This window comes from uncultured Allobosea sp. (assembly GCF_945957345.1).
Lineage (GTDB): Bacteria > Pseudomonadota > Alphaproteobacteria > Rhizobiales > Beijerinckiaceae > Allobosea.
In genome coordinates, this window is the sequence record NZ_CAMFKW010000023.1 from 24,129 (window position 1) to 44,546 (window position 20,418).

General features: G+C 62.4%; 20 protein-coding genes, 1 pseudogene and 1 riboswitch. Of the genes and pseudogenes, 11 read left to right on the forward strand and 10 right to left on the reverse strand.

Features of this window, described 5'->3' with window-relative positions:
* Positions 1-142: 142 nt before the first annotated feature.
* A complete protein-coding gene (locus Q0Q36_RS13050; RefSeq protein WP_293798600.1) occupies positions 143-2,611 on the forward strand; it encodes an N-6 DNA methylase in 2,469 nt (822 codons plus the stop codon).
* An 81-nt stretch (positions 2,612-2,692) separates the two neighbouring features.
* On the opposite strand, the gene uvrA is transcribed toward Q0Q36_RS13050, so the two are convergent.
* Complete coding sequence (uvrA, locus tag Q0Q36_RS13055) at positions 2,693-5,611, reverse strand: excinuclease ABC subunit UvrA (protein WP_293798651.1); 2,919 nt, start codon at positions 5,609-5,611, stop codon at positions 2,693-2,695.
* Positions 5,612-5,873: 262 nt separating this feature from the next.
* On the opposite strand from uvrA, the gene Q0Q36_RS13060 reads away from it, so the two are divergent.
* Both Q0Q36_RS13060 and Q0Q36_RS13065 read left to right on the forward strand, forming a co-directional pair.
* Positions 5,874-6,542 carry a GntR family transcriptional regulator gene (locus Q0Q36_RS13060; protein WP_293798601.1) on the forward strand — a complete coding sequence of 223 codons (669 nt, stop codon included), beginning with the start codon at positions 5,874-5,876 and terminating at the stop codon, positions 6,540-6,542.
* A gap of 128 nt (positions 6,543-6,670) precedes the next feature.
* Positions 6,671-7,237, forward strand: a complete 567-nt coding sequence (locus Q0Q36_RS13065; RefSeq protein WP_293798602.1) for a biotin transporter BioY — start codon at positions 6,671-6,673, stop codon at positions 7,235-7,237.
* A gap of 109 nt (positions 7,238-7,346) precedes the next feature.
* Here the strand turns inward: Q0Q36_RS13065 and Q0Q36_RS13070 are convergent, their stop codons facing one another.
* From Q0Q36_RS13070 to Q0Q36_RS13085, 4 genes are all read right to left on the reverse strand, one after another.
* A complete protein-coding gene (locus Q0Q36_RS13070; protein ID WP_293798603.1) occupies positions 7,347-7,523 on the reverse strand; it encodes a hypothetical protein in 177 nt (58 codons plus the stop codon).
* Between the two features lie 187 nt (positions 7,524-7,710).
* Complete coding sequence (gene mctP / locus Q0Q36_RS13075; RefSeq protein WP_293798604.1) at positions 7,711-9,222, reverse strand: monocarboxylate uptake permease MctP; 1,512 nt, start codon at positions 9,220-9,222, stop codon at positions 7,711-7,713.
* Entirely contained in the window at positions 9,219-9,395 is a 177-nt protein-coding gene (locus tag Q0Q36_RS13080) for a DUF3311 domain-containing protein (RefSeq protein ID WP_265059315.1), read from the reverse strand. Before Q0Q36_RS13080 ends, mctP begins: the two co-directional genes overlap by 4 nt.
* Positions 9,396-10,437: 1,042 nt before the next feature.
* Complete coding sequence (locus Q0Q36_RS13085) at positions 10,438-10,752, reverse strand: hypothetical protein (protein ID WP_293798605.1); 315 nt, start codon at positions 10,750-10,752, stop codon at positions 10,438-10,440.
* Between the two features lie 241 nt (positions 10,753-10,993).
* A riboswitch (yybP-ykoY riboswitch) is annotated at positions 10,994-11,095 on the forward strand.
* Between the two features lie 79 nt (positions 11,096-11,174).
* On the opposite strand from Q0Q36_RS13085, the gene Q0Q36_RS13090 reads away from it, so the two are divergent.
* Positions 11,175-11,741 carry a manganese efflux pump MntP family protein gene (locus Q0Q36_RS13090; protein ID WP_293798606.1) on the forward strand — a complete coding sequence of 189 codons (567 nt, stop codon included), beginning with the start codon at positions 11,175-11,177 and terminating at the stop codon, positions 11,739-11,741.
* 42 nt (positions 11,742-11,783) lie between these two features.
* Here Q0Q36_RS13090 and rpiB read toward each other — a convergent pair whose 3' ends face one another.
* Positions 11,784-12,230: a ribose 5-phosphate isomerase B gene (rpiB, locus tag Q0Q36_RS13095; protein WP_293798607.1), complete on the reverse strand. Its 447-nt coding sequence runs from the start codon at positions 12,228-12,230 to the stop codon at positions 11,784-11,786.
* Between the two features lie 146 nt (positions 12,231-12,376).
* Here rpiB and Q0Q36_RS13100 point away from each other — a divergent pair, with 146 nt between their 5' ends.
* The 3 genes from Q0Q36_RS13100 to Q0Q36_RS13110 all read left to right on the forward strand — a co-directional run bounded on the left by Q0Q36_RS13100 (position 12,377) and on the right by Q0Q36_RS13110 (position 14,956).
* Positions 12,377-12,901, forward strand: a complete 525-nt coding sequence (locus Q0Q36_RS13100; protein WP_293798608.1) for a phospholipase D family protein — start codon at positions 12,377-12,379, stop codon at positions 12,899-12,901.
* 208 nt (positions 12,902-13,109) lie between these two features.
* Positions 13,110-14,102 (forward strand): ABC transporter substrate-binding protein, encoded by a 993-nt coding sequence (locus Q0Q36_RS13105; RefSeq protein ID WP_293798609.1) that lies wholly within the window; start codon positions 13,110-13,112, stop codon positions 14,100-14,102.
* A complete protein-coding gene (locus Q0Q36_RS13110) occupies positions 14,099-14,956 on the forward strand; it encodes a proline/glycine betaine ABC transporter permease (RefSeq protein WP_293798610.1) in 858 nt (285 codons plus the stop codon). Before Q0Q36_RS13105 ends, Q0Q36_RS13110 begins: the two co-directional genes overlap by 4 nt.
* A gap of 18 nt (positions 14,957-14,974) precedes the next feature.
* Here the strand turns inward: Q0Q36_RS13110 and Q0Q36_RS13115 are convergent, their stop codons facing one another.
* Positions 14,975-15,487, reverse strand: a complete 513-nt coding sequence (locus tag Q0Q36_RS13115) for a cupin domain-containing protein (RefSeq protein ID WP_293798611.1) — start codon at positions 15,485-15,487, stop codon at positions 14,975-14,977.
* Positions 15,488-15,743: 256 nt separating this feature from the next.
* On the opposite strand from Q0Q36_RS13115, the gene ssb reads away from it, so the two are divergent.
* Positions 15,744-16,292, forward strand: a complete 549-nt coding sequence (ssb, locus tag Q0Q36_RS13120) for a single-stranded DNA-binding protein (protein ID WP_293798612.1) — start codon at positions 15,744-15,746, stop codon at positions 16,290-16,292.
* Positions 16,293-16,442: 150 nt separating this feature from the next.
* Entirely contained in the window at positions 16,443-16,778 is a 336-nt protein-coding gene (locus Q0Q36_RS13125) for a hypothetical protein (RefSeq protein WP_293798613.1), read from the forward strand.
* Positions 16,779-16,937: 159 nt separating this feature from the next.
* Here the strand turns inward: Q0Q36_RS13125 and Q0Q36_RS13130 are convergent, their stop codons facing one another.
* Positions 16,938-17,102 (reverse strand): hypothetical protein, encoded by a 165-nt coding sequence (locus Q0Q36_RS13130; protein ID WP_293798655.1) that lies wholly within the window; start codon positions 17,100-17,102, stop codon positions 16,938-16,940.
* On the opposite strand from Q0Q36_RS13130, the pseudogene Q0Q36_RS13135 reads away from it, so the two are divergent.
* Positions 17,071-17,581: pseudogene (locus Q0Q36_RS13135) on the forward strand (IS3 family transposase); the annotation flags it as partial. The gene Q0Q36_RS13130 and the pseudogene Q0Q36_RS13135 sit on opposite strands and share 32 nt — an antisense overlap.
* Before the next feature lie 153 nt (positions 17,582-17,734).
* Positions 17,735-19,255, forward strand: coding sequence for a CYTH and CHAD domain-containing protein (locus Q0Q36_RS13140; protein WP_293798652.1), 1,521 nt, complete (start codon positions 17,735-17,737; stop codon positions 19,253-19,255).
* Positions 19,256-19,338: 83 nt separating this feature from the next.
* Here Q0Q36_RS13140 and Q0Q36_RS13145 read toward each other — a convergent pair whose 3' ends face one another.
* Both Q0Q36_RS13145 and Q0Q36_RS13150 read right to left on the reverse strand, forming a co-directional pair.
* A complete protein-coding gene (locus Q0Q36_RS13145) occupies positions 19,339-19,674 on the reverse strand; it encodes a cytochrome C oxidase subunit IV family protein (protein WP_293798614.1) in 336 nt (111 codons plus the stop codon).
* A gap of 9 nt (positions 19,675-19,683) precedes the next feature.
* Positions 19,684-20,406, reverse strand: coding sequence for a heme-copper oxidase subunit III family protein (locus Q0Q36_RS13150; RefSeq protein ID WP_293798615.1), 723 nt, complete (start codon positions 20,404-20,406; stop codon positions 19,684-19,686).
* Between the last annotated feature and the right edge of the window lie 12 nt (positions 20,407-20,418).

Here is a 20,418-nt window from a genome sequence, read left to right on the forward strand (position 1 = left end):
TAAGTTTGGGGGTAGGAGCGCCCCTTAAACGCGCCAGACTACGAACGTGACGGCAGATATGTCCTCAGATAATGCGAGACTGGTTTATAGCGTGCGATTCGAGGTTTGGTGACCTCGAGCAATAAGGGGACGTCGGCGGCTAATGGCAAAAATCAGCGAGACCGAAACGGTCATCAAAAAGATTCTGCCTTATCTGGAGCGCCGCGGATACGATGTCAGTGGCGATATTACATTTGAATACCCGACCGCGAGCTCCGCGCGCGCCTCTCTTCAATTCGTCGATATTCTAGTAAAACACGCAGGTAAGATAGCTTTTCTTATCGAGGCTAAGCGGATAGCTAAGACGCTTTCTCCGAAAGATAGAGAACAAGCGATAGAATATGGTAATTCATGTAAGGTTCCATTTGTGGTTGTGACAAATGGCGCTCAATTTGAGAGCTATAATTCTACATCAGGTAAGAGAATTCGGTGGAATGGAAGATTAAGTGATAAGATACCAGGTCGATCCGAGCTATCCGCGGCTTTGACAGCGCTGCGGAAGGACTCGGCATTGCACGATGTTCCGCTGAAGGGGGACAGTTCTTTGCCATTTAGGCCGGGACTTCCACTCAAGCAATTGAATGCCCTTTTTGCTCGATGCCACAATACCATACGTAAGAACGAAAAGAACGAGGATCACGCGTTTTCTGATTTTGCGAAGCTGCTTTTCCTAAAATTACTCGAAGAGAAATCTGACAGCGAAGATACTATTCTACCGTATAGCTATCGTTTCCATGAGCTGGCGGAAAAGCCTGAGGCTGAGGCAGATCAGGTTCAAACTGCCATAAATGCTATGCTTAAGGCGGTAAAGACTTCAACGCCGTATGGTGATGTTCTCACTGAGAAACTCCACCTCACCAAGGCGCAGACATTCCGAAAGCTCGTGATTGAGCTGTCCCAAGTCTCATTCCGCGATAGCAGAATGGATTCTAAGGGCGCGGCGTTTGAGTACTTCGTTCGCGCCACCTTAAAAGGGAAAAAGCTAGGTCAATATTTTACACCAAGGCCGCTCGTCGAGCTTATGCATGCTATGATTGGCCGTGAAAAGATCGTAAATTCTCTCCTGTTGGAGGGAAAATTTCGTGTAGTTGATCCAGCTTGTGGTACCGGTGGATTTCTAGTGTACTTGATGCAGACAGCTATTGAGCGTACTCAAGATCTTGCTCGGGCCGGAAAAATATCGGTCTCATCGAAAGATAGCCTGATTTCTAAGATCAGGACGAATGTATTCTTCGGTGGCGATGCACATGAGGGCGTAGCATCCTCCGCTAAGATGAACATGATTATCGCCGGCGACGGACATTCCAACATTCAAGCTGGCGATTCCTTGGCGGCTTCTTCGACGCTCTGGAGTACCACGGAACCTTGTATCGACCTGATTATAACCAATCCGCCGTTTGGTACATCTGAGTCAGAGACGCTTGAGGCTGACGATCTGGTTCAATTTCCAGTTGGTGGCGCTCGAGGCCAGATCCTGTTTCTACAAAAAATGATTCAGGCTGTTCGAGCGGGCGGCGAGATTTGCACTGTGATTGATGAGGGCTTGCTTAATACCGAGCAGGCGGCCGCCCTGCGTGGCTATATTATGGAGCATACCATCGTGCGGGGGATCGTTCGTTTGCCGGACGTAACCTTTAAACCCAATAAGATAAATGTGAAGAGTTCTCTCCTCCATTTGGAAAAGCGCGCTGCACCGGTTCCTGATTTGGATGACGATTACCCGTTTTTGTTCATCGATGCTGAAACGCTGGGTTATGATGGAACAGGGGAGCCCTTACGTGGCGTGGATTTCAGCAAGATCGTTAGTGCGGTCGAGAGCGAGTATCACGGCGCAGCGCGAGGCGTGGCGGGCGCTTCCGGGGCTGGCGATAAATGGCGGTGGTTCACTCGGTCAAGTCTTGCAATTGCAAAAGACCTAACCAAACGTTTTGATTTAAAGTACTGGGAGCCTGACATCACTGCCCGTTTGGATGCGATGACTGGAGCGGGCGCGACCTCTATTCGTGACATCAATCTAGTTAAGACGCGTCGCGGCAAAAGCCCTCCGTCATCTTTATATGTGGATGAAGATGATGGGCATGCAATTGTGATAAAGGCTGGAACAAATATTAGCCGATTTGGAACTATTGTACGAGAGGGCGATTACATTGAGAAGAATCTGTATGATGAAATGAGTGCTGTTTATGTCCAAGATGGAGATATATTAGTCTCTTCGACCGGCGATGGCACTCTGGGAAAATGCGCAGTCTATCGCGGCGTCGCACCGGCTATCTTTGACGGGCACGTAGCCCTAATTCGTGTTAACCCGTTAAAGGTTCACCCTGAGTATTTGTGCGATTATCTACGCGCTGGCTTCGGCGCTCAGCAGATTGCTCGGCTGTTCACAGGCTCGACAGGCCTTATAGAGCTGCCGGCTGAAGCCTTGGATAGAGTAATTGTGAATTTGCCGAAACTATCGCTCCAGAGGAAACGATCAGAATCTTTACGTGCAGCAGAAAAGACATTTACTGGAAAATTGGAGGAAGCTCGCTCAGGACTGGCTTCTGCCCAAAAGAGCTTCGCGAATGATTAGGCAAAAAACAGCTTAGGGAGCTTAGTATTTCGCGGCGCCGATTAGGATGGCTTCAACGATCGGCGCCGCGCTGTCTTGTCCTCACTCCGCCGCCTGCCGCTGCACCTTGCCCTTCTTGATCGGCCGGCGGTCGAGCACCTCCTTGAGGAAGCGCGCGGTGTGGCCTTTGCCGATGCGGACGATGTCCTCCGGCGTGCCCTCGGCCACAACCTGGCCGCCGCCGTCGCCGCCTTCGGGGCCCATGTCGATCACCCAGTCGGCGGTCTTCACCACCTCGAGATTGTGCTCGATCACCACCACCGAATTGCCCTGGTCGACCAGCTCGTGCAGCACCTCCATGAGCTTGGCGACGTCGTGGAAATGCAGTCCGGTCGTCGGCTCGTCGAGGATGTAGAGCGTGCGGCCAGTGGCGCGCTTCGACAGTTCCTTGGAGAGCTTGACGCGCTGCGCCTCGCCGCCCGAGAGCGTCGTCGCCTGCTGGCCGACCTTGACATAGTCCAGCCCGACGCGGTGCAGCGTCTCCATCTTGTCGCGGATCGAGGGCACGGCCTTGAACAGGATCTTGGCCTCCTCGACCGACATGTCGAGCACGTCGGCGATCGATTTGTCGCGATACTTCACTTCGAGCGTCTCGCGGTCGTAGCGCTTGCCCTTGCAGACGTCGCAGGTGACGTAGACATCCGGCAGGAAGTGCATCTCGATCTTGATGACGCCGTCGCCCTGGCAGGCCTCGCAGCGGCCACCCTTGACGTTGAAGGAGAAGCGCCCGGCCTGATAGCCGCGCGCCTTCGCCTCCGGCAGGCCGGCGAACCATTCGCGGATCGGCGTGAAGGCGCCGGTATAGGTCGCCGGGTTCGAGCGCGGCGTGCGGCCGATCGGCGACTGGTCGATGTCGATGACCTTGTCGAGATGCTCGATGCCCTCGATGCGGTCATGCGGGGCCGGGTGGTCGATCGAGCCGTTCAGCTTGCGCGCCACCGCCTTGTAGAGCGTGTCGATCACCAGCGTCGACTTGCCGCCGCCGGAGACGCCGGTGATGCAGGTAAACATCCCCAAGGGGATCTCGACATCGACATTGCGCAGGTTGTTGCCGCGCGCGCCGACGATCTTGAGGCTGCGGCCCTTCGTGGCCTTGCGGCGCTTGGCCGGCACCGCGACCGACATCTCGCCGGTGAGGTATTTGCCGGTGAGCGAATTCGGATCGTCGAGAATGTCCTGCGGCGTGCCCTTGGCGACGATCTCGCCGCCATGGATGCCGGCGCCGGGGCCGACATCGACGACGTAATCCGCCGTCAGGATCGCGTCCTCGTCATGCTCGACCACGATGACCGTGTTACCGAGGTCCCTTAGCCGGCGCAGCGTTCCGAGCAAGCGCTCGTTGTCGCGCTGGTGCAGGCCGATCGAGGGCTCGTCCAGCACATAGAGCACGCCGGTCAGGCCCGAGCCGATCTGGCTGGCGAGGCGGATGCGCTGGCTCTCGCCGCCCGAGAGCGTGCCGGAGGCGCGGGCGAGCGTCAGGTATTCGAGGCCGACATCGAGCAGGAAGGTCAGCCGGTCGCGGATTTCCTTGAGGATGCGCGGGGCGATCTCGTTCTGCTTCTTCGACAGGCGGGCGGGCAGGGCGGTGACCCAGTCCAGCGCGTCCTTGACCGAGAGCTTCGAGACCTCGCCGATATGGCGGCCGTCGATCTTCACCGCCAGCGCCTCGGGCTTCAGGCGATAGCCCTTGCAAGCGGCGCAGGGCGTCTCGGACATGAAGCGGCCGATCTCCTCGCGCGCCCAGTCCGACTCCGTCTCCTTCCAGCGCCGCTCCATATTGGTGATGACGCCCTCGAAGGGCTTCTTCACCTCGTAGCTGCGCAGGCCGTCGTTATAGGCCATGCGCACCGCTTCCGTGCCGGTGCCGAACAGGATCGCCTTGCGGGCGCTCTCCGGCAATTCGGACCAGGGCTTGGTCATCGAGAAGCCGAAATGCTTGGCGAGCGCTTCCAGCGTCTGGCCGTAATAGGGCGAGGTCGACTTGGCCCACGGGGCGATCGCGCCCTTCTTCAGCGTCAGCGAGTGGTCCGGCACGATCATGTCCGGGTCGATCCGCATCTCGTGGCCGAGGCCGTCGCAGACCGGGCAGGCGCCGAACGGGTTGTTGAACGAGAACAGCCTGGGCTCGATCTCGGGAATGGTGAAGCCGGAGACCGGGCAGGCGAATTTCGAGGAGAAGGTGACGCGCCTGGCCTCGCCGTTATCGAGCTTTTCGTCCGCATACTCGAAAACCGCGATGCCGTCGGTCAGCTCCAGCGCCTGCTCCAGCGAGTCGGCGAGGCGGGCGCCGAGATCGGGTCGGATCACGATGCGGTCCACGACCACGTCGATGTCGTGCTTGAACTTCTTGTCGAGCGGCGGCGCGTCCGGGATCTCGTAGAACTCGCCATTGACCTTGACGCGCTGGAAGCCGCGCTTCAGCCAGTCGGCCATCTCCTTCCTGAACTCGCCCTTGCGGCCGCGCACCACCGGCGCGAGCAGGTAGCCGCGCGTCTTCTCCGGCAGCTCGACCATGCGGTCGACCATCTGCTGGACGGTCTGGCTCTCGATCGGCAGGCCGGTCGCGGGCGAATAGGGGATGCCGGCGCGAGCCCAGAGCAGGCGCATATAGTCGTGGATCTCGGTGACCGTGCCGACGGTCGAGCGCGGGTTCTTCGAGGTCGTCTTCTGCTCGATCGAGATCGCCGGCGAGAGCCCGTCGATCTGGTCGACATCGGGCTTCTGCATCATCTCGAGGAACTGGCGGGCATAGGCCGAGAGCGACTCGACATAGCGGCGCTGGCCTTCGGCATAGATCGTATCGAAGGCGAGCGAGGACTTGCCCGAGCCGGAAAGGCCTGTGAACACCACGAGCTTGTCGCGCGGGATCGCGAGATCGACATTCTTGAGATTGTGCTCGCGCGCGCCGCGCACCGTGATGGCGCGGCTGTTCGGATCGGCCGCGCGATTGCGGTCGAACATGTCTTCCAGCGCTGCGGCCTGGGCAGCGGCGGTATCGGTCTTGCGGGCCATCGGGGCGTCCGGTCGAGGAGGAGCACTACAGATAGGGCAAATGCCGGGCCATTCCAGCCTCGCGACGATCTGCCCGGCATGAATAGCACGCAGCCGGCCCGGCTGCTGCCGTCTTCCTGACAGGAAACGTCAGGATCGGCGAGGGCTCGATATGGGGATTGTCGCATCGATCGCAATCGACACTGCCGCGCGCTCGAATTATCTATAAATCATGACGAAGCCCGCCGAAGACACCATTGCCGTCCGCATCGCCAGGGCTCTAGCCGAGCGGATCATCGCCGGAACGATCGAGCCCGGCACCCGGTTGCGGCAGGACCATGTCGCCGAGGAATTCGAGACCAGCCATGTTCCGGTCCGCGAGGCCTTCCGCCGGCTGGAGGCGCAGGGGCTGGCGATCAGCGAGCCGCGCCGCGGCGTCCGCGTCGCCTCCTTCGACTTGTCGGAGGTGAAGGAGGTCGCGGCGATGCGTGCTGCGCTGGAGGTGCTGGCCTTGCGCCATGCTGCGCCGCATCTCACCGCCGCGATCCTCGACAAGGCAGAGCAGGCCCGGCGCGATTGCGACGCCGCCACCGATGTTCGCGCCTGGGAGGAGGCGAATCGCCGCTTTCACCGCACGTTGGTCGCGCCTTGCGGGATGAAGCGCCTGCTCGCGACGATCGACGATCTCCATGCAGCGAGCGCGCGTTTCCTGTTCTCGGCCTGGCGTTCGGAATGGGAGGCCCGCACCGATCACGACCACCGCGCCATCCTCAACGCCCTGCGCAACGGCGACCTGGAAACCGCGATCGCGACGCTGGCGCGGCATGCCCAGTGGATCGGCGAGCGCCCGGTCCGCACCGCGTCCGGCGCGACGCGCGGCGCTTTCGCCATCGTCGGGTGAGGGGCGCCCAAGTCGGCCTTGGGGGATGCGTACAAAGGGCGCGCTTGCCTTTTCCTGCGAGATATGGGCTCTCTCATAGATCAAAGATCAAAATTATAGATAATTTTGATCGCGACCAAGGAGTGACCATGACCGATCTCGCCCTCAGCCGCCCGTTCAGCCCGCTGCGGCTGGAAAGCCGCTCGCTCGCCTGGCAGGCCGGCGCCGTGATCGTTGGCAGCCTGCTGCTGGCGCTGTCCTCGCAGATCAAGGTGCCGATGTATCCGGTGCCGATGACGATGCAGACCTTCGCGGTCACGCTGATCGGCGCGCTCTATGGCTGGCGCCTGGGTGCGGTCACGGTCATCGCCTGGCTGGCGCAGGGCGCCATGGGCCTGCCCGTCTTTGCCGGTGCCGTCGGTGGCGCGGCCTATTTCGCCGGCCCGACCGGCGGCTATCTGCTGGCCTTCCCCTTCGCCGCGGCGCTGACCGGCTGGCTGGCGCAGCAGGGCTGGAACGGCGGCCGCGTCGGCCTCGCCTTCGCCGCGATGCTCGCCGGCAACGCGCTCTGCCTGGTGATCGGCGTGGCCTGGCTCGGCACTCTGATCGGCCTGCCCAAGGCGATCGCGCTCGGTGCGACGCCCTTCATCCTCGGCGCCATCCTGAAGTCGGCTCTGGCCGCCGCGACGCTGAAGGCTTTCGCGCCGCGCGGCTGAACAGCCGAACGATCCGATATCGACGACCCGGCAGGCTTGGGCCTGCCGGGTTTTTGTTGGGCTCTTGGGGCGGTTGCCGAGTCGCGGCGCTATGACGAACCGCAGGCGCTTAGCGAATGGCGTTGCCAAACAGGTCCGTCTGACGAGCCGGCGCGCCGATCCCGGGCTGCATATAGGCCGGCCCGTCGGCCCTGGCCCGGGGAACGCTGTCCTGCGTGACGCAGCCGACCGGCCCGAGAAGGATAAACATCAAGGTGACGCATCGTTTCAGCACGGCGAACTCCATCGCTGCAGTCCGAAAACGGCACCATGCCGCTTCCTCCGCAAATCCGCTGTTCGGTTATTCTTCGTACATTTCCGAGGTTGGAAAACTGTCGCTTGGGCAGATCGGCGGCTTCCGTCGTGGCCGTGATCGGTAAGCGAATAAGCCCCGCCAGCTCGGGCCGGCGGGGCAATGTCGTTTGGACGGCGGCTCAGGACGTGCGCGGAGCATCCTCGAAATCGGCCGCGGCGATCTCGCCCGGCGTCTTGCGCAGCACCAGCGAGAGCACGACGGCAACGATGATGTTCGCAGCGACCGCGATGATGCCGTTATAGGCGCCGGAACCGAAGATGACCGAGGTCGGCACCCAGGCGGTCGGGCCCCAGGACAGGTAGGTTCCCAGCCCGAAGCCGACAGCCCAGCCGGCCAGGAGCGCCTCGCCGCTGAACCAGCTCGTGTAGAGGCCGAAGATCACCGCAGGGAAGATCTGGATCATCCAGACGCCGCCGAGCAGTTGCAGGTCGAGCGCGAATTTCGTCGGCATGAACACGATCACCGCCAGCGCGCCGACCTTGACGATCAGGGACATCAGCTTGGCCAGCGTCGCCTCGCGGCCGGGCGACATCTCGGGCTCGACGAAGGGGCGCCAGACATTGCGGGTGAAGGTGTTCGCCGCGCCGATCGACATCACCGCCGCCGGCACCAGCGCGCCGATGGCGATGGCCGCGAAGCTGAAGCCGGCGAACCAGTCCGGGAACATCTTCAGGAAGAGCTGCGGCACCGCATCCTGCGGGTTGGCGACCTTGATGCCCGCGGCATGGGCCATGAAGCCCATCAGCGCGATCAGCGCCAGGACCAGCGAATAGGCCGGCAGCGTCATGGCGTTGCGGCGGATCGCCCGCGGACCCGAGGCCGAGAGCACGCCGGTCATCGAATGCGGATACATGAACAGCGCCATGGCCGAACCGATCGCCAGTGTGATGAAGGGCGCGATCTGGGCCGGCGAGAGGGTGAGCCCCTGGTTCGGCTTGCCCTCGTAGACCTTCGCCGCCGCATCGAACACAGCGCCGTAGCCGCCGAGCTTCGCCGGGATGATCACCACCGCCGCGATGACGAAGATGTAGATCATGATGTCCTTGACGAAGGCGATCATGGCCGGGGCTCGCAGGCCGCTCTTGTAGGTGTAGAGCGCGAGGATGACGAAGGCGATCGTCAGCGGCAGGTGGGACGACAGGCCCTCGCCCTGGAAGCCCAGCGCCTGGATGACCTTTTCCATGCCGACGAGCTGCAGCGCGATATAGGGCATGGTCGCCAGGATGCCGGTGAAGGCGACCGCGAGCTCCAGCCATTTGTTGCGATAGCGGCCATAGATGAAGTCCGAGCCGGTGATGTAGCCCTTCTTGTGCGAGACGTTCCACAGCCGCGGCATCGTCAGGAAGATGAAGGGATAGATCAGGATCGTGTAGGGCACGGCGAAGAAGCCGTAGGCGCCGATGGCGTAGACGACAGCCGGCACGGCGATGACCGTATAGGCCGTGTAGAGATCGCCTCCGAGCAGGAACCAGGTGATCCAGGAGCCGAAGCGCCGGCCGCCCAAACCCCATTCGTGCAATTCGTCGAGATTGCCGGACTTCCAGCGCGACGCGACAAAGCCCATCACGGTGACCAGCGCGAAGAACAGGATGAAGACGACCGTCGCCGTCCAGTTGAGGTTGCTGATCATGCGTCGCTTCCTTCGACCTTGGAGGCCAGCCAGATGAACAGCGACGACACCGGGATCAGCACCATCAGGAGCCAGTAGAACAACGGCACCCCCGCAAGTCGCGGTTCGACAGCATTGTAGAGCGGCACCCAGAGGCAGAGGATGCACGGGATCAGCAGGAGCAGGTATTTCATGGGGGAGCGTCCCGAAGGTGAGGCAGCAAGCGTAGCTTCTGCCTCTCGGTGGAGGCATTCAAGATCGCAGAGCGCCGGAACGGCGAATATTTGTCACGCTTTCGTCAATAATCCCCCGCAACAGCCGCTCGCTGCCCGGTGACGGTTCGCCGTCGCGTGCAGACATTCGCTCGACCCAGGCGCGAGGCACCTTCTCGCGGTCGATGGGGCGCCGGATCGAGCCGATCTCCCGTCAGATTCGGTCGACGGCAGCCGAGCGGCGCTTGCCCGCTCAGGGGAGCATCGGTCTCAGGATGTCGTGGAGTCGAAAAGCGGAGATGACGATGAACGCTGCCAGCGCAAGCTCGAGTGTCAAACGGAAACGAACTTGGTTCGTCGGCTCCTTGGCTGCTGCCCGGCTGCGCCGGAATCGATCGCTGTGTTTCATTTCAGCGCGCTCCAGTGGGTGGCCAGCCAGCCGGAACAAGAAGCGCGCCAGATTGTCCCGTTCCCGTTCGGGATCGGTTCCGGTTCAGGCGGTTCCCGAACGACGGTGCTCAGCTTCGGAGGAGCTATGGCGCGGAGGCGGATTCAGTCTGCTCAAGGTCGGAAGCGGGCGTTGACCTGCGGTCAAATCACAGCTGCATGTGCCGCTTATGCGCTTAGTCGTTGCGAATTTTGTCGATCAATAAAATCAATCCGGCGGCGACCAACGTGAAAAGCGCACCGAGAAAAACGATTACCGATATGGCAAACGACTGCTGTTCGTTGCTCCCGAAATGCCTTCCTATCGGATAGCATAAAAATATTAACGCCGAAGACGCCAATCCAATCTTCGATACAATTTCAATGGTCCTTTGTTTCGCCAATCAATCCGATCTGTAAGAGATGCTTGTATCAAAATTTCCTATCGTTAGTAGATACCTCGATTTTAGATTTTTCGGCCAATGCCTGCAACGGGTCGAAAGCAGACATCCATGTCTCTGCTTCATCGTGCTTAGGAGAGGGGCTCTCTCCGGCGACGGCCTGCGGAGGCGCGATGGCGGCACGGCCTTTCGCGGACCTAGAGCAGAAAATGCAGTCCGAAGCCGAGGATGATGAAGCCGGTCCCGACGACGAGCGCGACGAACTGGGGTTGCAGCCGTGTGCGCTGCTCCGCGAACAGGCTCGCTTTCTCTGCCCTCGACATGCGGTCGCGGGCCTTGAACTGCTCGGCGAGAACGGAGGGGTGGACGCCGCTCGGGCCATCCTTTTCCAGGTCCATGCGGACGGTGATGAAGACGATGACGAGGCCGAGAACGCCGAGCCCGAAATAGCCCACGAGGCGGATGGCGCCGTAGAACACCCCGATGCCGAGGGCAGCGAGGAATGGGAACATGATGTAATCCCATTTCGTGAAGCGCATGAGCCATCTTGCGGCGCGCCGGAGCGCCTGTCCAGCCGTCGGCTGTTGCTTCGGGATCGAGCGCAAACGGGCCTTTCACCACGGGGGCAGGGTGGTCGTCGGGGCCGCTCGATCGGCGGCATGAAGGGCAGGGTTGCCCGTTATTGCAAATGCATCTCAATGACAAGTTATTGATTTCATTTGTCTATTGACTTGATTGAAGCGCCTGCCTACACCCCCGGCCATCGGGGAGTAGCGGCGCTCTTGTCGGAGCGCGGTCGCATCAACAGGCTCGCGGCGAGGACCGCGTGGTGCGATCAGCCGGAGTGTTCCGGCCAAGCGAGACCGTGACGGAGAGACCATGCGGGCCTGGTCTCGAATTCCGTCCGGTCCTCAGGCCCGCGCACGAGATCATCATGTCGCCTGTTTCCATCGCCGTGCTCGCCGTGGGCATGTCCGTCGACGCCCTGCTCGCGTCTCTCGGCCGCGGGGCCGCATCCACCCGTCCACGTTTCCTGGAAGCGCTGCGAACCGGCGCGATCTTCGGGATCGTCGAGGCGGTCACGCCCTTGATCGGGTGGGCCGCCGGCTTCGCGGCCAGCCAGTATGTCGCCGCCGTCGATCACTGGATCGCCTTCGTCCTGCTCGGGATCGTCGGCGGCCGCATGGTCTTGCATTCGCTGAAGAGCGCGGCCGAGCGGGCCGAAGCTGTGCAGGCAACTTCGCTCTGGGCGCTCATGGCGACGGCCGTCGGCACCAGCATCGACGCCATGGCGGTCGGCGTCTCGCTGGCGTTCCTCGACGTCAATATCCTGGTCGTCGCGCTGGCCATCGGCTTCGCGACCTTCCTGATGTCGACGGGCGGCATGATGGCCGGCAATCTGATCGGCGCGGCGTTCGGGCGCTGGGCGGAGCGCCTCGGCGGCCTGGCGCTGATCGGGCTGGGCGCCTCGATCCTGTTCAGCCATCTCACGGCGGCCTGACGATCGGCACCGCTCCGGTAAGGCGGGGCCAGAGCAGCGACGCTAGGCTTCCAGCGCTGCGATCATCTCCACCCGCGTCGCATGCCGGCCGCCTTCGAATGCGGCGCCGAGGAAGGCGTCCACGATTGCGAGCGCCAGCCCTTCGCCGACCACGCGCGCGCCGAGCGAGAGCATGTTGGCATCGTTGTGCTCGCGGATCATGCGGGCCGAGAACGTATCGGAGCAGACGCCGCAACGAATGCCCCTGACCTTGTTCGCCGCCATCATGATCCCCTGGCCGGTGCCGCACAGGATGATGCCGAGCCGGCAATCGCCGGAGGCGACGAGCCTTGCGGCGGCCTCGCCATGCTTTGGATAGGGCGTGCTCTCCGGCGTGGTCGGGCCGATATCCACCACGACCCATCCCTGCGCCGCCACATGCTTCGCGATGGCCTGCCGGAGCTGGATGGCGGCATGGTCGCTTGAGAGGACGATGCGGTTATTGGTCATCGCGGAGCAGTCCTTCCGTTTCCCGGAGCGATCTGGGAGCTTGGTCGCCTTGGAGCAGGCGCGCATGATCGCGTCAATCCGAGGATACGACCTGCCGGACGGGGCGATCTCCGAACGATGCGAGCGCCGATGAAAGCGAAGCCGTCATGAATAGGATCCGCATCATCAGCCTGGCGGTTGCGCTGACCCTATCGCCTGTCTGCCAAGCCGCGCCCGACATACAGGTCGGCTTCTCGCCGGAAGGCTCGGCGCGTGCGCTCGTGCTGAAGGTCATCGGCGAGGCACGGCACAGCATTCAGATTCTCGCCTATGCGTTCCAGGCGCAGGACATCATGGATGCACTGATCGAGGCGAGGCGGCGCGGGGTCGAGGTTCGCGTGGTCGTCGACAAGGACCGGAACACGGGCAAGGCCAGTAAGGCCGCCATGGATTTCGTGACGCGCAATGGTGTGGAGCTGCGCACGAACGATCGCTTCCACCTTCATCACGACAAGACGATCATCGTCGACGGCGTCACCGTCCAGACGGGCTCGTTCAATTTCGCGCCTTCGGCGGAGACGAAGAACTCGGAGAATGTCGTCGTCATCCGCGACATGCCGGAGGTCGCGGCGCAGTATCGGGCCCATTGGCAGTCGCGCTGGGATGGCGGCGTGCCTTATCGCGGCCGGTGACGGGCCAGTCCCGGGGGCACAGAGGCCTGCACGGTCCTGACGGGCGCTGACAGGGTCGTGCATCGCCTCGCTGCCCGTCTTGCGCGATGCTGACTCGCAAGAACGAGGCTCGGGCGGATCAATTCGCCGGGTCCTGCGTTTCAGCGCGAACCGCCTGTGCGACCGGCTCCGGCGGCTTTTGTCATGATCAACCGGGGGAGCGACGACAATGAAGGCCCTTTTCGGAGCAGCGACATTCGCTCTTGGCCTCGCCTTGGGCGCCCAGGCCATGGCCTGCGAGCTTGATCGCCCCTTGAAGATCGCCGGGCTCGACTATGATTCCGCCGCCTTCCATACCGCGGTTGCCGGCGCGATCGCCGAGCGCGGCTTCGGCTGCAAGGTCGAGCGCGTTCCGGGCGTGATCGCGCCGCTGGTTAACGGCATGGCGCGTGGCGATGTCGACATCGTCATGGAAATCTGGATGGCCAACCCGGTCGATGCCTGGGTGAAGGCGGCCGAGGCCGGGAAAGTCGAGCCGCTCGGCACGACCTTCCCGGACGCGAGCGAGGGCTGGTTCGTGCCGCGCTATCTGGTCTCGGGGTCGGATGCCAAGGCGCCGGATCTGAAGACGCCGCAGGACCTCAAGCGCTACAAGGCTTTGTTCGCCGATCCAGAGGAGCCGGGGAAGGGGCGCTTCTACAATTGCGTTGCCGGCTGGGTCTGCGAGGGCATCAACACCAAGAAGCTCGCGGTCTACGGCCTCACCGAGGACTTCACCAACACCCGCGGCGGCTCGGGCGAGGCTTTGGTCGCCGCGATCGAGGCTGCACTGAAGCGCAAACGCCCGGTCGTGTTCTATTACTGGGGGCCGAGCTGGCTGCTCGGCGCCTATGATCTCGTCAAGCTGGAGGAAGCGCCCTTCGATCCCGCTATCTGGGCCGAGCTCAAGGCGAGCGACAACCCCAAGCGCGCCACCGCCTATCCGACCAGCAAGGTGGTGATCGGTGCCAATGTCGAGCTGGCGAAGAAGGCGCCGCAGCTCGCCGGCTTCTTCAGGAGCTATGGCACGACCAGCGACGTTACCTCGAAGATGCTGGCCGAGGCCCGCGAGAAGGGCGTGACGCCTGAGCAGCAGGCGCTGGTCTTCCTGAAGACGCAGGGCGACATCTGGAAGAAGTGGCTGCCGGCCGATGTCGCCAGCAAGGTCGCTGCCAGCTTGTGACGACCGTCTTGGTGCCGGATCTCGGCAAGGTGCTTCAGGGCGCCGTCAACCGGGCCGTAGATGCCCTCGTCACCGGCTATGGCGACAAGCTCGACGGCGTTGGTGCGGTGCTGACGGCGCCCGTGCGCCTGGTCGAGATGGCGCTTCAGCATGTTCCTGTCCCGGCCTTCGTGCTGGCCGTTGCTGCCGGCGCTTGGCTCGCGACGCGGCGGATCGGCTTCGCTCTGGCCATGGCGGTCCTGCCGCTGGCGCTCGCGGGCTTAGGTGTCTGGGGCGAGGCGATGCAGTCGCTTGCGCTGGTCGCGGTCGCCGTGCTGCTGGTCGTACTGCTGGGCCTGCCGCTTGGCGTCGCGGCGGCGCGCCTGCCGCGGTTGGGGAGGGCGCTCGCGCCGCTCTATGACCTCATGCAGACGATCCCGAGCTTCGTCTACCTGATCCCGGTCGCGATGCTGCTCGGGCTCGGGCGGGCGCCGGCCCTTGTCGCGACGCTGGTCTATGCATTGCCGCCCTTCGCGCGCTTGACGGAGCTCGGCCTGCGCGGCGTCGATGCCGGGCTGGTCGAGGCCTCGCGGGCGCTGGGCCTGCAGCCGCGTCAGGCCTTCTGGCTGATCGAGTTGCCGCTCGCCCGGCCGGTGATCCTGCAAGGGCTGAATCAGGCGATCATGATGGCGCTGGCCATGGTCGTGGTCGCCTCGATGATCGGTGCCAAGGGTCTCGGGGAGATCGTGCTGCTCGGGCTGCAGCGCGCCGATCCCGGCCTCGGCTTCGTCGGCGGACTGGCGATCGTCATCGTGGCGATCCTGCTCGATCGCATGGCGCAGGCGCTGCTCGGGCAGCGGCGCTCGGTCGACTGAGCGCCGCGGGCGTCCCGCTCAGGCCGCGAGGCTGCCGGAAGAGCCGCTGCTGCCGCGCAGCAGGTTGCGCAGCCTGTAGGCCATCGCCACCGGCGCGGGGAAGCGCTTGCGGCAGAAGGCGATCTTGCGGACGTAAGTGTCGACCCGCCAGGTTGCCCAGGTGCCACCGGCGAAGGTGCCGATATCGCCGGCGCGCAGCAGCCGCTCGGAGCCGTCCTGCGCAGTGACATGGACCGCGCCTTCGAGGATGACCACGGTCTCGTCCCAGTCGAAATACCAGCGGAATGCCCCGGCGGTGCAATCCCAGATCGCGGTGCTCGCGGCATCGTCGCCGCTACGCGAATGCAACGCCACGCGCGCTTCAGGCTGTCCGGCGATGATCCATGACGGCTCGATAGGAGCGGGCTCCATCTCCATCTCGAGATCGTCGACCCGGTGGGCCACCAGTGGCGCCGGCGTGACCGGTGCCACCACCGCGATCTGCCGCATCATCGTCGCCGCAGCCGCGGCCATCATGAACTTGAGCGCCATGGTTCCTCCATCTCGGCTGGAACCCCTATAGGACCCGGCGGTAAAGTCCGGCTTCCCGCAATCCCTTGCATTTGATCGATCGGCTGAATGCGCTCGACGCGGCACCTTTGGGCGTGGCCGACAAAACCGGGGACAACCCTCCTGAAATCACTTGAACAAAACAGGAACATGATTGATAGTGGCAGCTCGGACGCGTAGGGTCCGGCTCCGGTCGAGCGGCCGGTTTGTGTGAAGTGCGCAGGAAATGGAGCCTGTCATGGCTGGTAGCGTCAACAAGGTCATTCTGGTCGGCAATCTCGGGCGCGATCCCGAGGTGCGTCGCCTCGGCAGCGGCGAGCCTGTCGTCAATCTGCGTATCGCCACCTCCGAGACCTGGCGCGACAAGCAGAGCGGCGAGCGCAAGGAGCGCACCGAGTGGCACTCGGTCGTGATCTTCAACGAGAACCTGGCGAAGGTGGCCGAGCAGTACCTGAAGAAGGGCTCCAAGGTTTACATCGAGGGCCAGCTTCAGACCCGGAAATGGCAGGACCAGTCCGGCGTCGAGAAATACACCACCGAGATCGTGCTGCAGCGCTTCCGCGGCGAGCTCACCATTCTCGACAGTCGCCAGGGTGGCGGCGACGAGTATGGCGAGGGCGGCGGCAGCAGCGGCGGCTACATGGACGACCGCTCGGGCGGCGGCGGCTCGTTCGGCCGTTCGGGTGCGATGGGTGGTGGTGGCGGCGCTTCGCGCCAGCCGGCCATGTCGGGCGGCGGTGGCGGACGCTCCTCCTCCAGCCACCTCGACGACGACATTCCATTCTAAAAAGCGATACTTGCGAATTTGTAAGCTGTGCCTGTAACAGTCTGGCCTGATTGATGAAAATCGGCCGATCTGTTTATGGAAATGCAACCGATCCCTTGTTGCAATACGCGGGCTCTTGGTTTTGTAAACTGAGAGCCTCTAAGGGGTTGAATGTATCAGGAAATTGCGCCTTTTTCTGTAAAGCGAGGCCGCTTTCCGTCCGGTGAACGCTTTCCGCGCGCTCTCGATGGCGCGGGCATAGTTGCGTTTGATCCAACGATCTACGCGATCCACGTCCTACGAAGCCGAGAGGGCTCGGCCGGGACCATGGATGCCCATCCCCGTGCTATCGCGGTGTTGATGAACTGGGCTTTCGAGCGCGGCATAGATCTGCGTGCTCGGTTCGAAACGCTGGAATTGATCTCGCCCTCGGAGATCATCGATCTTCGAGACACTCTGCGGAAGCGCGTAAAGCCAAAAAAAATCGGCCGAGGCAATCCACTCTGAGCGGCTATTCTCCACCCCCCAGACCACCCCCACGCGCGATGGTTGCCGCTGGACCGCAATCTCTGAGCGGCTATTCTCGATCTGCTCCTATCCCCTTGGAAACAAGGGCGATATGGGCGATATGTGCGATCGGGGATAGTTGTTTTCGCATAGGTCCCTTCAAAACAGCGCCAGCTGGTCCGGATTTTTGCGGCGCTGCCGGCGGCGCTGGCCGGAGAACCGGATGATATTTTCATATTGCCGGCCAGTGAATGTCAGGATGTGCACGTCGCCGCGCTGCGGCAGGTTCGCCTCGATCCGGCGCATATAGCTGCAGGACGTCATCCGCCGAAAAATCTAAGGCCTGGTCGCAAGCGTGAGCTTGTCGGCGCGATCTGCGGCGAGTGCAGGTGTCGGCCCGGCGGGCCTGTGCGGTCCTGGAGTTCGACACGGCGAGCTATCGCTACAAATCGTGCCGGCCCGACCTAGCCCCCTTGGCAGCCCAGATCAAGGCGATCTGCGAAACCCGCGTTCGCTACGGCTATCGCCGTGTCGACGTGCTGCTGCGGCGCGAGGGCTGGCATGTCAATCAGAAGCGGATTCGAAGGATCTACAATGAGTTAGGCTTGCAGCTCAGGAACAAGACGCCCAAGCGACGGGTCAAGGCGAAGCTGCGCGAGGACCGCGCGCCGGCGACGCGGCCGAACGATGTCTGGGCGATGGACTTCGTCCATGATCAGCTCGCCACAGGTCGCAAAATCCGGATTCTGACGGTGGTCGACACCTTCTCGCGCTTCTCGCCGGCGGTCGATCCGCGCTTCTCGGATCAAGCCAGGCCAGTCTTGCCTCCAACCGTCAATCGGCAGAGCATTGGTCGCGGCCGTATTGCGACGTATCGCGGCAGGAGCAGGATCGATCCGCGCACGTCGTGTTTCCCGCTTCATCAGAAATGCTGGCAGGACGATATGCGCGAGAGCATGGAAGTGGAGCTCAAGCTCACATGCGACGCGGCGGCATTGGCAGCTCTGTCGGAGATGCCCCGCCTGGAGACCGCGTCGGCGAAAGTCACGGACGATCTGCAATCGGTGTACTTCGATACGACGGGCCGCGCCTTGCAGAAGGCGGGCTTCGTGCTCCGGGTGCGGAAGACACGCGATGGCTACATCCAGGCCGCCAAAGCCAGTGGCGACGGGCTGATCGAACGCAACGAGTGGGAGCAGGCTGCCAATGGACCGAGCCCCGATATCACGGCGCTCATGAAGACCCCCTTGGCTGCTGTTCTCGGCAAAAAGCCAAGACTCAAGCCCTTGTTCACCGTCCTCGTCGAGCGTTCGACGTTTTCGATCGAATACGGGTCATCCGAGATCGAGCTGGCCCTCGATCGCGGTCGTGTGATGAAGCGCGGAGCGAACGAGGACTTCGTTCCCGAACCGATTTGCGAAATCGAACTTGAGCTGAAGCGCGGCTCACCCGTCCACGTCTTCATGCTCGCCCGTGAGATCGCCGGTTTCGTGCCTGTCCGCATCGGCGTCGAGAGTAAGGCCGAGCGCGGTTTCAAACTGGACGGCCTGCATACCGGCCCACGGAAAGCCGGGGTAGTCAGGTTGTCTGCGAACATGAGCGCTGCTGAAGCCTTCCGTTCCGTCGCCCATGCTTGTCTCCGGCATATGCGCTTGAACGAGGACCTTCTCCTGGAAAGCCCCGATCCCGAGGCGCTCCATCAAATGCGGGGGGCGATCCGCCGGCTGCGTTCGGCCTTCTCGCTCTTCGATATCCTTCTCCGCGACGATCCGCAGTTCGAGACGATCAAATCCGACCTCAGGCGGTTATCGGCGCCACTTGGAAAGGCCCGGAACCTCGATGTGTTTTTGACGCGAACGCTTCCGAACGAGGTCGAACGCCATCACGAGCAGAACGAACTCCTCAACATCGAGAAGCAGCTTGATATCGAACGGACGCTCGCCTACGCGGCCGTGGGCGAGCAGCTTCGATCCAACGAGTGGCGGATGTTCTGCCTCGATCTCGTGGAATGGATCAATGTGGGCAAGTGGCTCGACACCTCCGATCGGGACACACGCGACAGTTCGGTGACCTCCGTCGCATCGCGGCTTCTCGACAAGCGCAGGCGACAGGTGAAGAAGCGGGGCCGGAAGCTTGCGGATCTCGACGCCGCAGAGCGGCATCAGCTCCGGATCGCGGCCAAAAAGCTTCGTGACGGCACGGAGTTCTTCACCGCTCTCTACTCCCACAAGAAAGCGAAACGATTTCGCGAGTTCGCATCAGCGCTAGCCGCGATTCAGGACGCTCTTGGCAGTCTGAATGACATCGCTACCGGTCACGACCTGTTGGAGAGCCTCGCGGATTCGAAGGTAGATCGGAACGTCGTGTTTGCAGCCGGCCTCATGGCGGCCGAGGTAGATGATACCGCCGCCGGCTTCTTGTCGGACGCCATCAAAGCCTACGATACGCTGATCGACGCTCGACCATTCTGGCGATGATGGGGGGAGTTCACCGCTTGGAACAGGTAATAGGTTCTCATGAGCTCCTCCCTTGACCGAATTGAGAGCCCCCGGATCGCCTGTCACTGACCAGCGACGAAGAACGCCAGCCGGGTGAAGTGCGTGTAGTTGGACTCGAAAACCATGATCGCGACGAAGACGATGAGCGCCAGCGGAGGGGTCAGGATCGCATAGGTCAGCGCGAGCCGCTCCCAGGCCATATGCATGAAGACCGCGACGATCAGGCCTGCTTTCAACATCATGAAGAGCAGGATCAGGGACCAGCGCAGGTAGCCGACCAGGCCGAAATAGTCGACCAGATAGGAGCAGGTGCTGAGGATGAACAGCCAGACCCAGACCACGAGATAGAGCTTGATCGGGTGCTGCTTGGCGTCGTTATGAGCTGCTGGCTGTGCCATGTTGCCACCTCACCAGAGATAGAACAGCGCGAAGATGAAAACCCAGACGAGATCGACGAAGTGCCAGTAGAGGCCGGTGATCTCGACGATCTCGTAGCGCCCCTTCCGGCTCGTGAAGAAGCCGCGCCGGCCATGGTCGAAATCCCCGCGCCAGACCTTGCGGGCGATGATGGCGAGGAAGATCACGCCGATCGTGACATGGGTGCCGTGGAAGCCGGTGATCATGAAGAAGCTGGAGCCGAACTGGTCGGCGCCCCAGGGATTGCCCCATGGGCGGACGCCTTCCCGGATCAGCTTGGTCCACTCGAAGGCCTGCATGCTGACGAAGGTCACGCCGAGCAGGGCGGTGGCGAGCATCAGGATCGCCGTCTTCCTGCGCTCGCGGCGATAGCCGAAATTGACCGCCATCGCCATCGTGCCGCTGCTGCTGATCAGGACGAAGGTCATGATCGCGATCAGGAGCAGGGGAAGCTGGCGACCGCCGATTTCGAGCGCGAAGACCTCGCTCGGATTGGGCCAGGGCACCACCGTCGAGGCTCGGACCGTCATGTAGGAAATCAGGAAGGTGCCGAAGATGAAGGTGTCGCTGAGCAGGAAGATCCACATCATGGCCTTCCCCCAGGAAACGGTCTTGAAGGCCCGCTGATCGGATGACCAGTCGGCCACGATGCCGCGCCAACCAGAGGCGTGTCCGGCTTTTGCGTTCAGGGTGGTTGGCGCAATCTCATTCATCCGCCCCTCCTC

Coding starts and splice junctions, on each gene's coding strand:
- Q0Q36_RS13050 (WP_293798600.1), top strand. CDS start 143: ATGGCAAAAATCAGCGAGACCGAAACGGTCATCAAAAAGATTCTGCCT.
- uvrA (WP_293798651.1), bottom strand. CDS start 5,611: ATGTTCGACCGCAATCGCGCGGCCGATCCGAACAGCCGCGCCATCACG.
- Q0Q36_RS13060 (WP_293798601.1), top strand. CDS start 5,874: ATGACGAAGCCCGCCGAAGACACCATTGCCGTCCGCATCGCCAGGGCT.
- Q0Q36_RS13065 (WP_293798602.1), top strand. CDS start 6,671: ATGACCGATCTCGCCCTCAGCCGCCCGTTCAGCCCGCTGCGGCTGGAA.
- Q0Q36_RS13070 (WP_293798603.1), bottom strand. CDS start 7,523: ATGGAGTTCGCCGTGCTGAAACGATGCGTCACCTTGATGTTTATCCTT.
- mctP (WP_293798604.1), bottom strand. CDS start 9,222: ATGATCAGCAACCTCAACTGGACGGCGACGGTCGTCTTCATCCTGTTC.
- Q0Q36_RS13080 (WP_265059315.1), bottom strand. CDS start 9,395: ATGAAATACCTGCTCCTGCTGATCCCGTGCATCCTCTGCCTCTGGGTG.
- Q0Q36_RS13085 (WP_293798605.1), bottom strand. CDS start 10,752: ATGTTCCCATTCCTCGCTGCCCTCGGCATCGGGGTGTTCTACGGCGCC.
- Q0Q36_RS13090 (WP_293798606.1), top strand. CDS start 11,175: ATGTCGCCTGTTTCCATCGCCGTGCTCGCCGTGGGCATGTCCGTCGAC.
- rpiB (WP_293798607.1), bottom strand. CDS start 12,230: ATGACCAATAACCGCATCGTCCTCTCAAGCGACCATGCCGCCATCCAG.
- Q0Q36_RS13100 (WP_293798608.1), top strand. CDS start 12,377: ATGAATAGGATCCGCATCATCAGCCTGGCGGTTGCGCTGACCCTATCG.
- Q0Q36_RS13105 (WP_293798609.1), top strand. CDS start 13,110: ATGAAGGCCCTTTTCGGAGCAGCGACATTCGCTCTTGGCCTCGCCTTG.
- Q0Q36_RS13115 (WP_293798611.1), bottom strand. CDS start 15,487: ATGGCGCTCAAGTTCATGATGGCCGCGGCTGCGGCGACGATGATGCGG.
- ssb (WP_293798612.1), top strand. CDS start 15,744: ATGGCTGGTAGCGTCAACAAGGTCATTCTGGTCGGCAATCTCGGGCGC.
- Q0Q36_RS13125 (WP_293798613.1), top strand. CDS start 16,443: ATGTATCAGGAAATTGCGCCTTTTTCTGTAAAGCGAGGCCGCTTTCCG.
- Q0Q36_RS13130 (WP_293798655.1), bottom strand. CDS start 17,102: ATGACGTCCTGCAGCTATATGCGCCGGATCGAGGCGAACCTGCCGCAG.
- Q0Q36_RS13140 (WP_293798652.1), top strand. CDS start 17,735: ATGGAAGTGGAGCTCAAGCTCACATGCGACGCGGCGGCATTGGCAGCT.
- Q0Q36_RS13145 (WP_293798614.1), bottom strand. CDS start 19,674: ATGGCACAGCCAGCAGCTCATAACGACGCCAAGCAGCACCCGATCAAG.
- Q0Q36_RS13150 (WP_293798615.1), bottom strand. CDS start 20,406: ATGAATGAGATTGCGCCAACCACCCTGAACGCAAAAGCCGGACACGCC.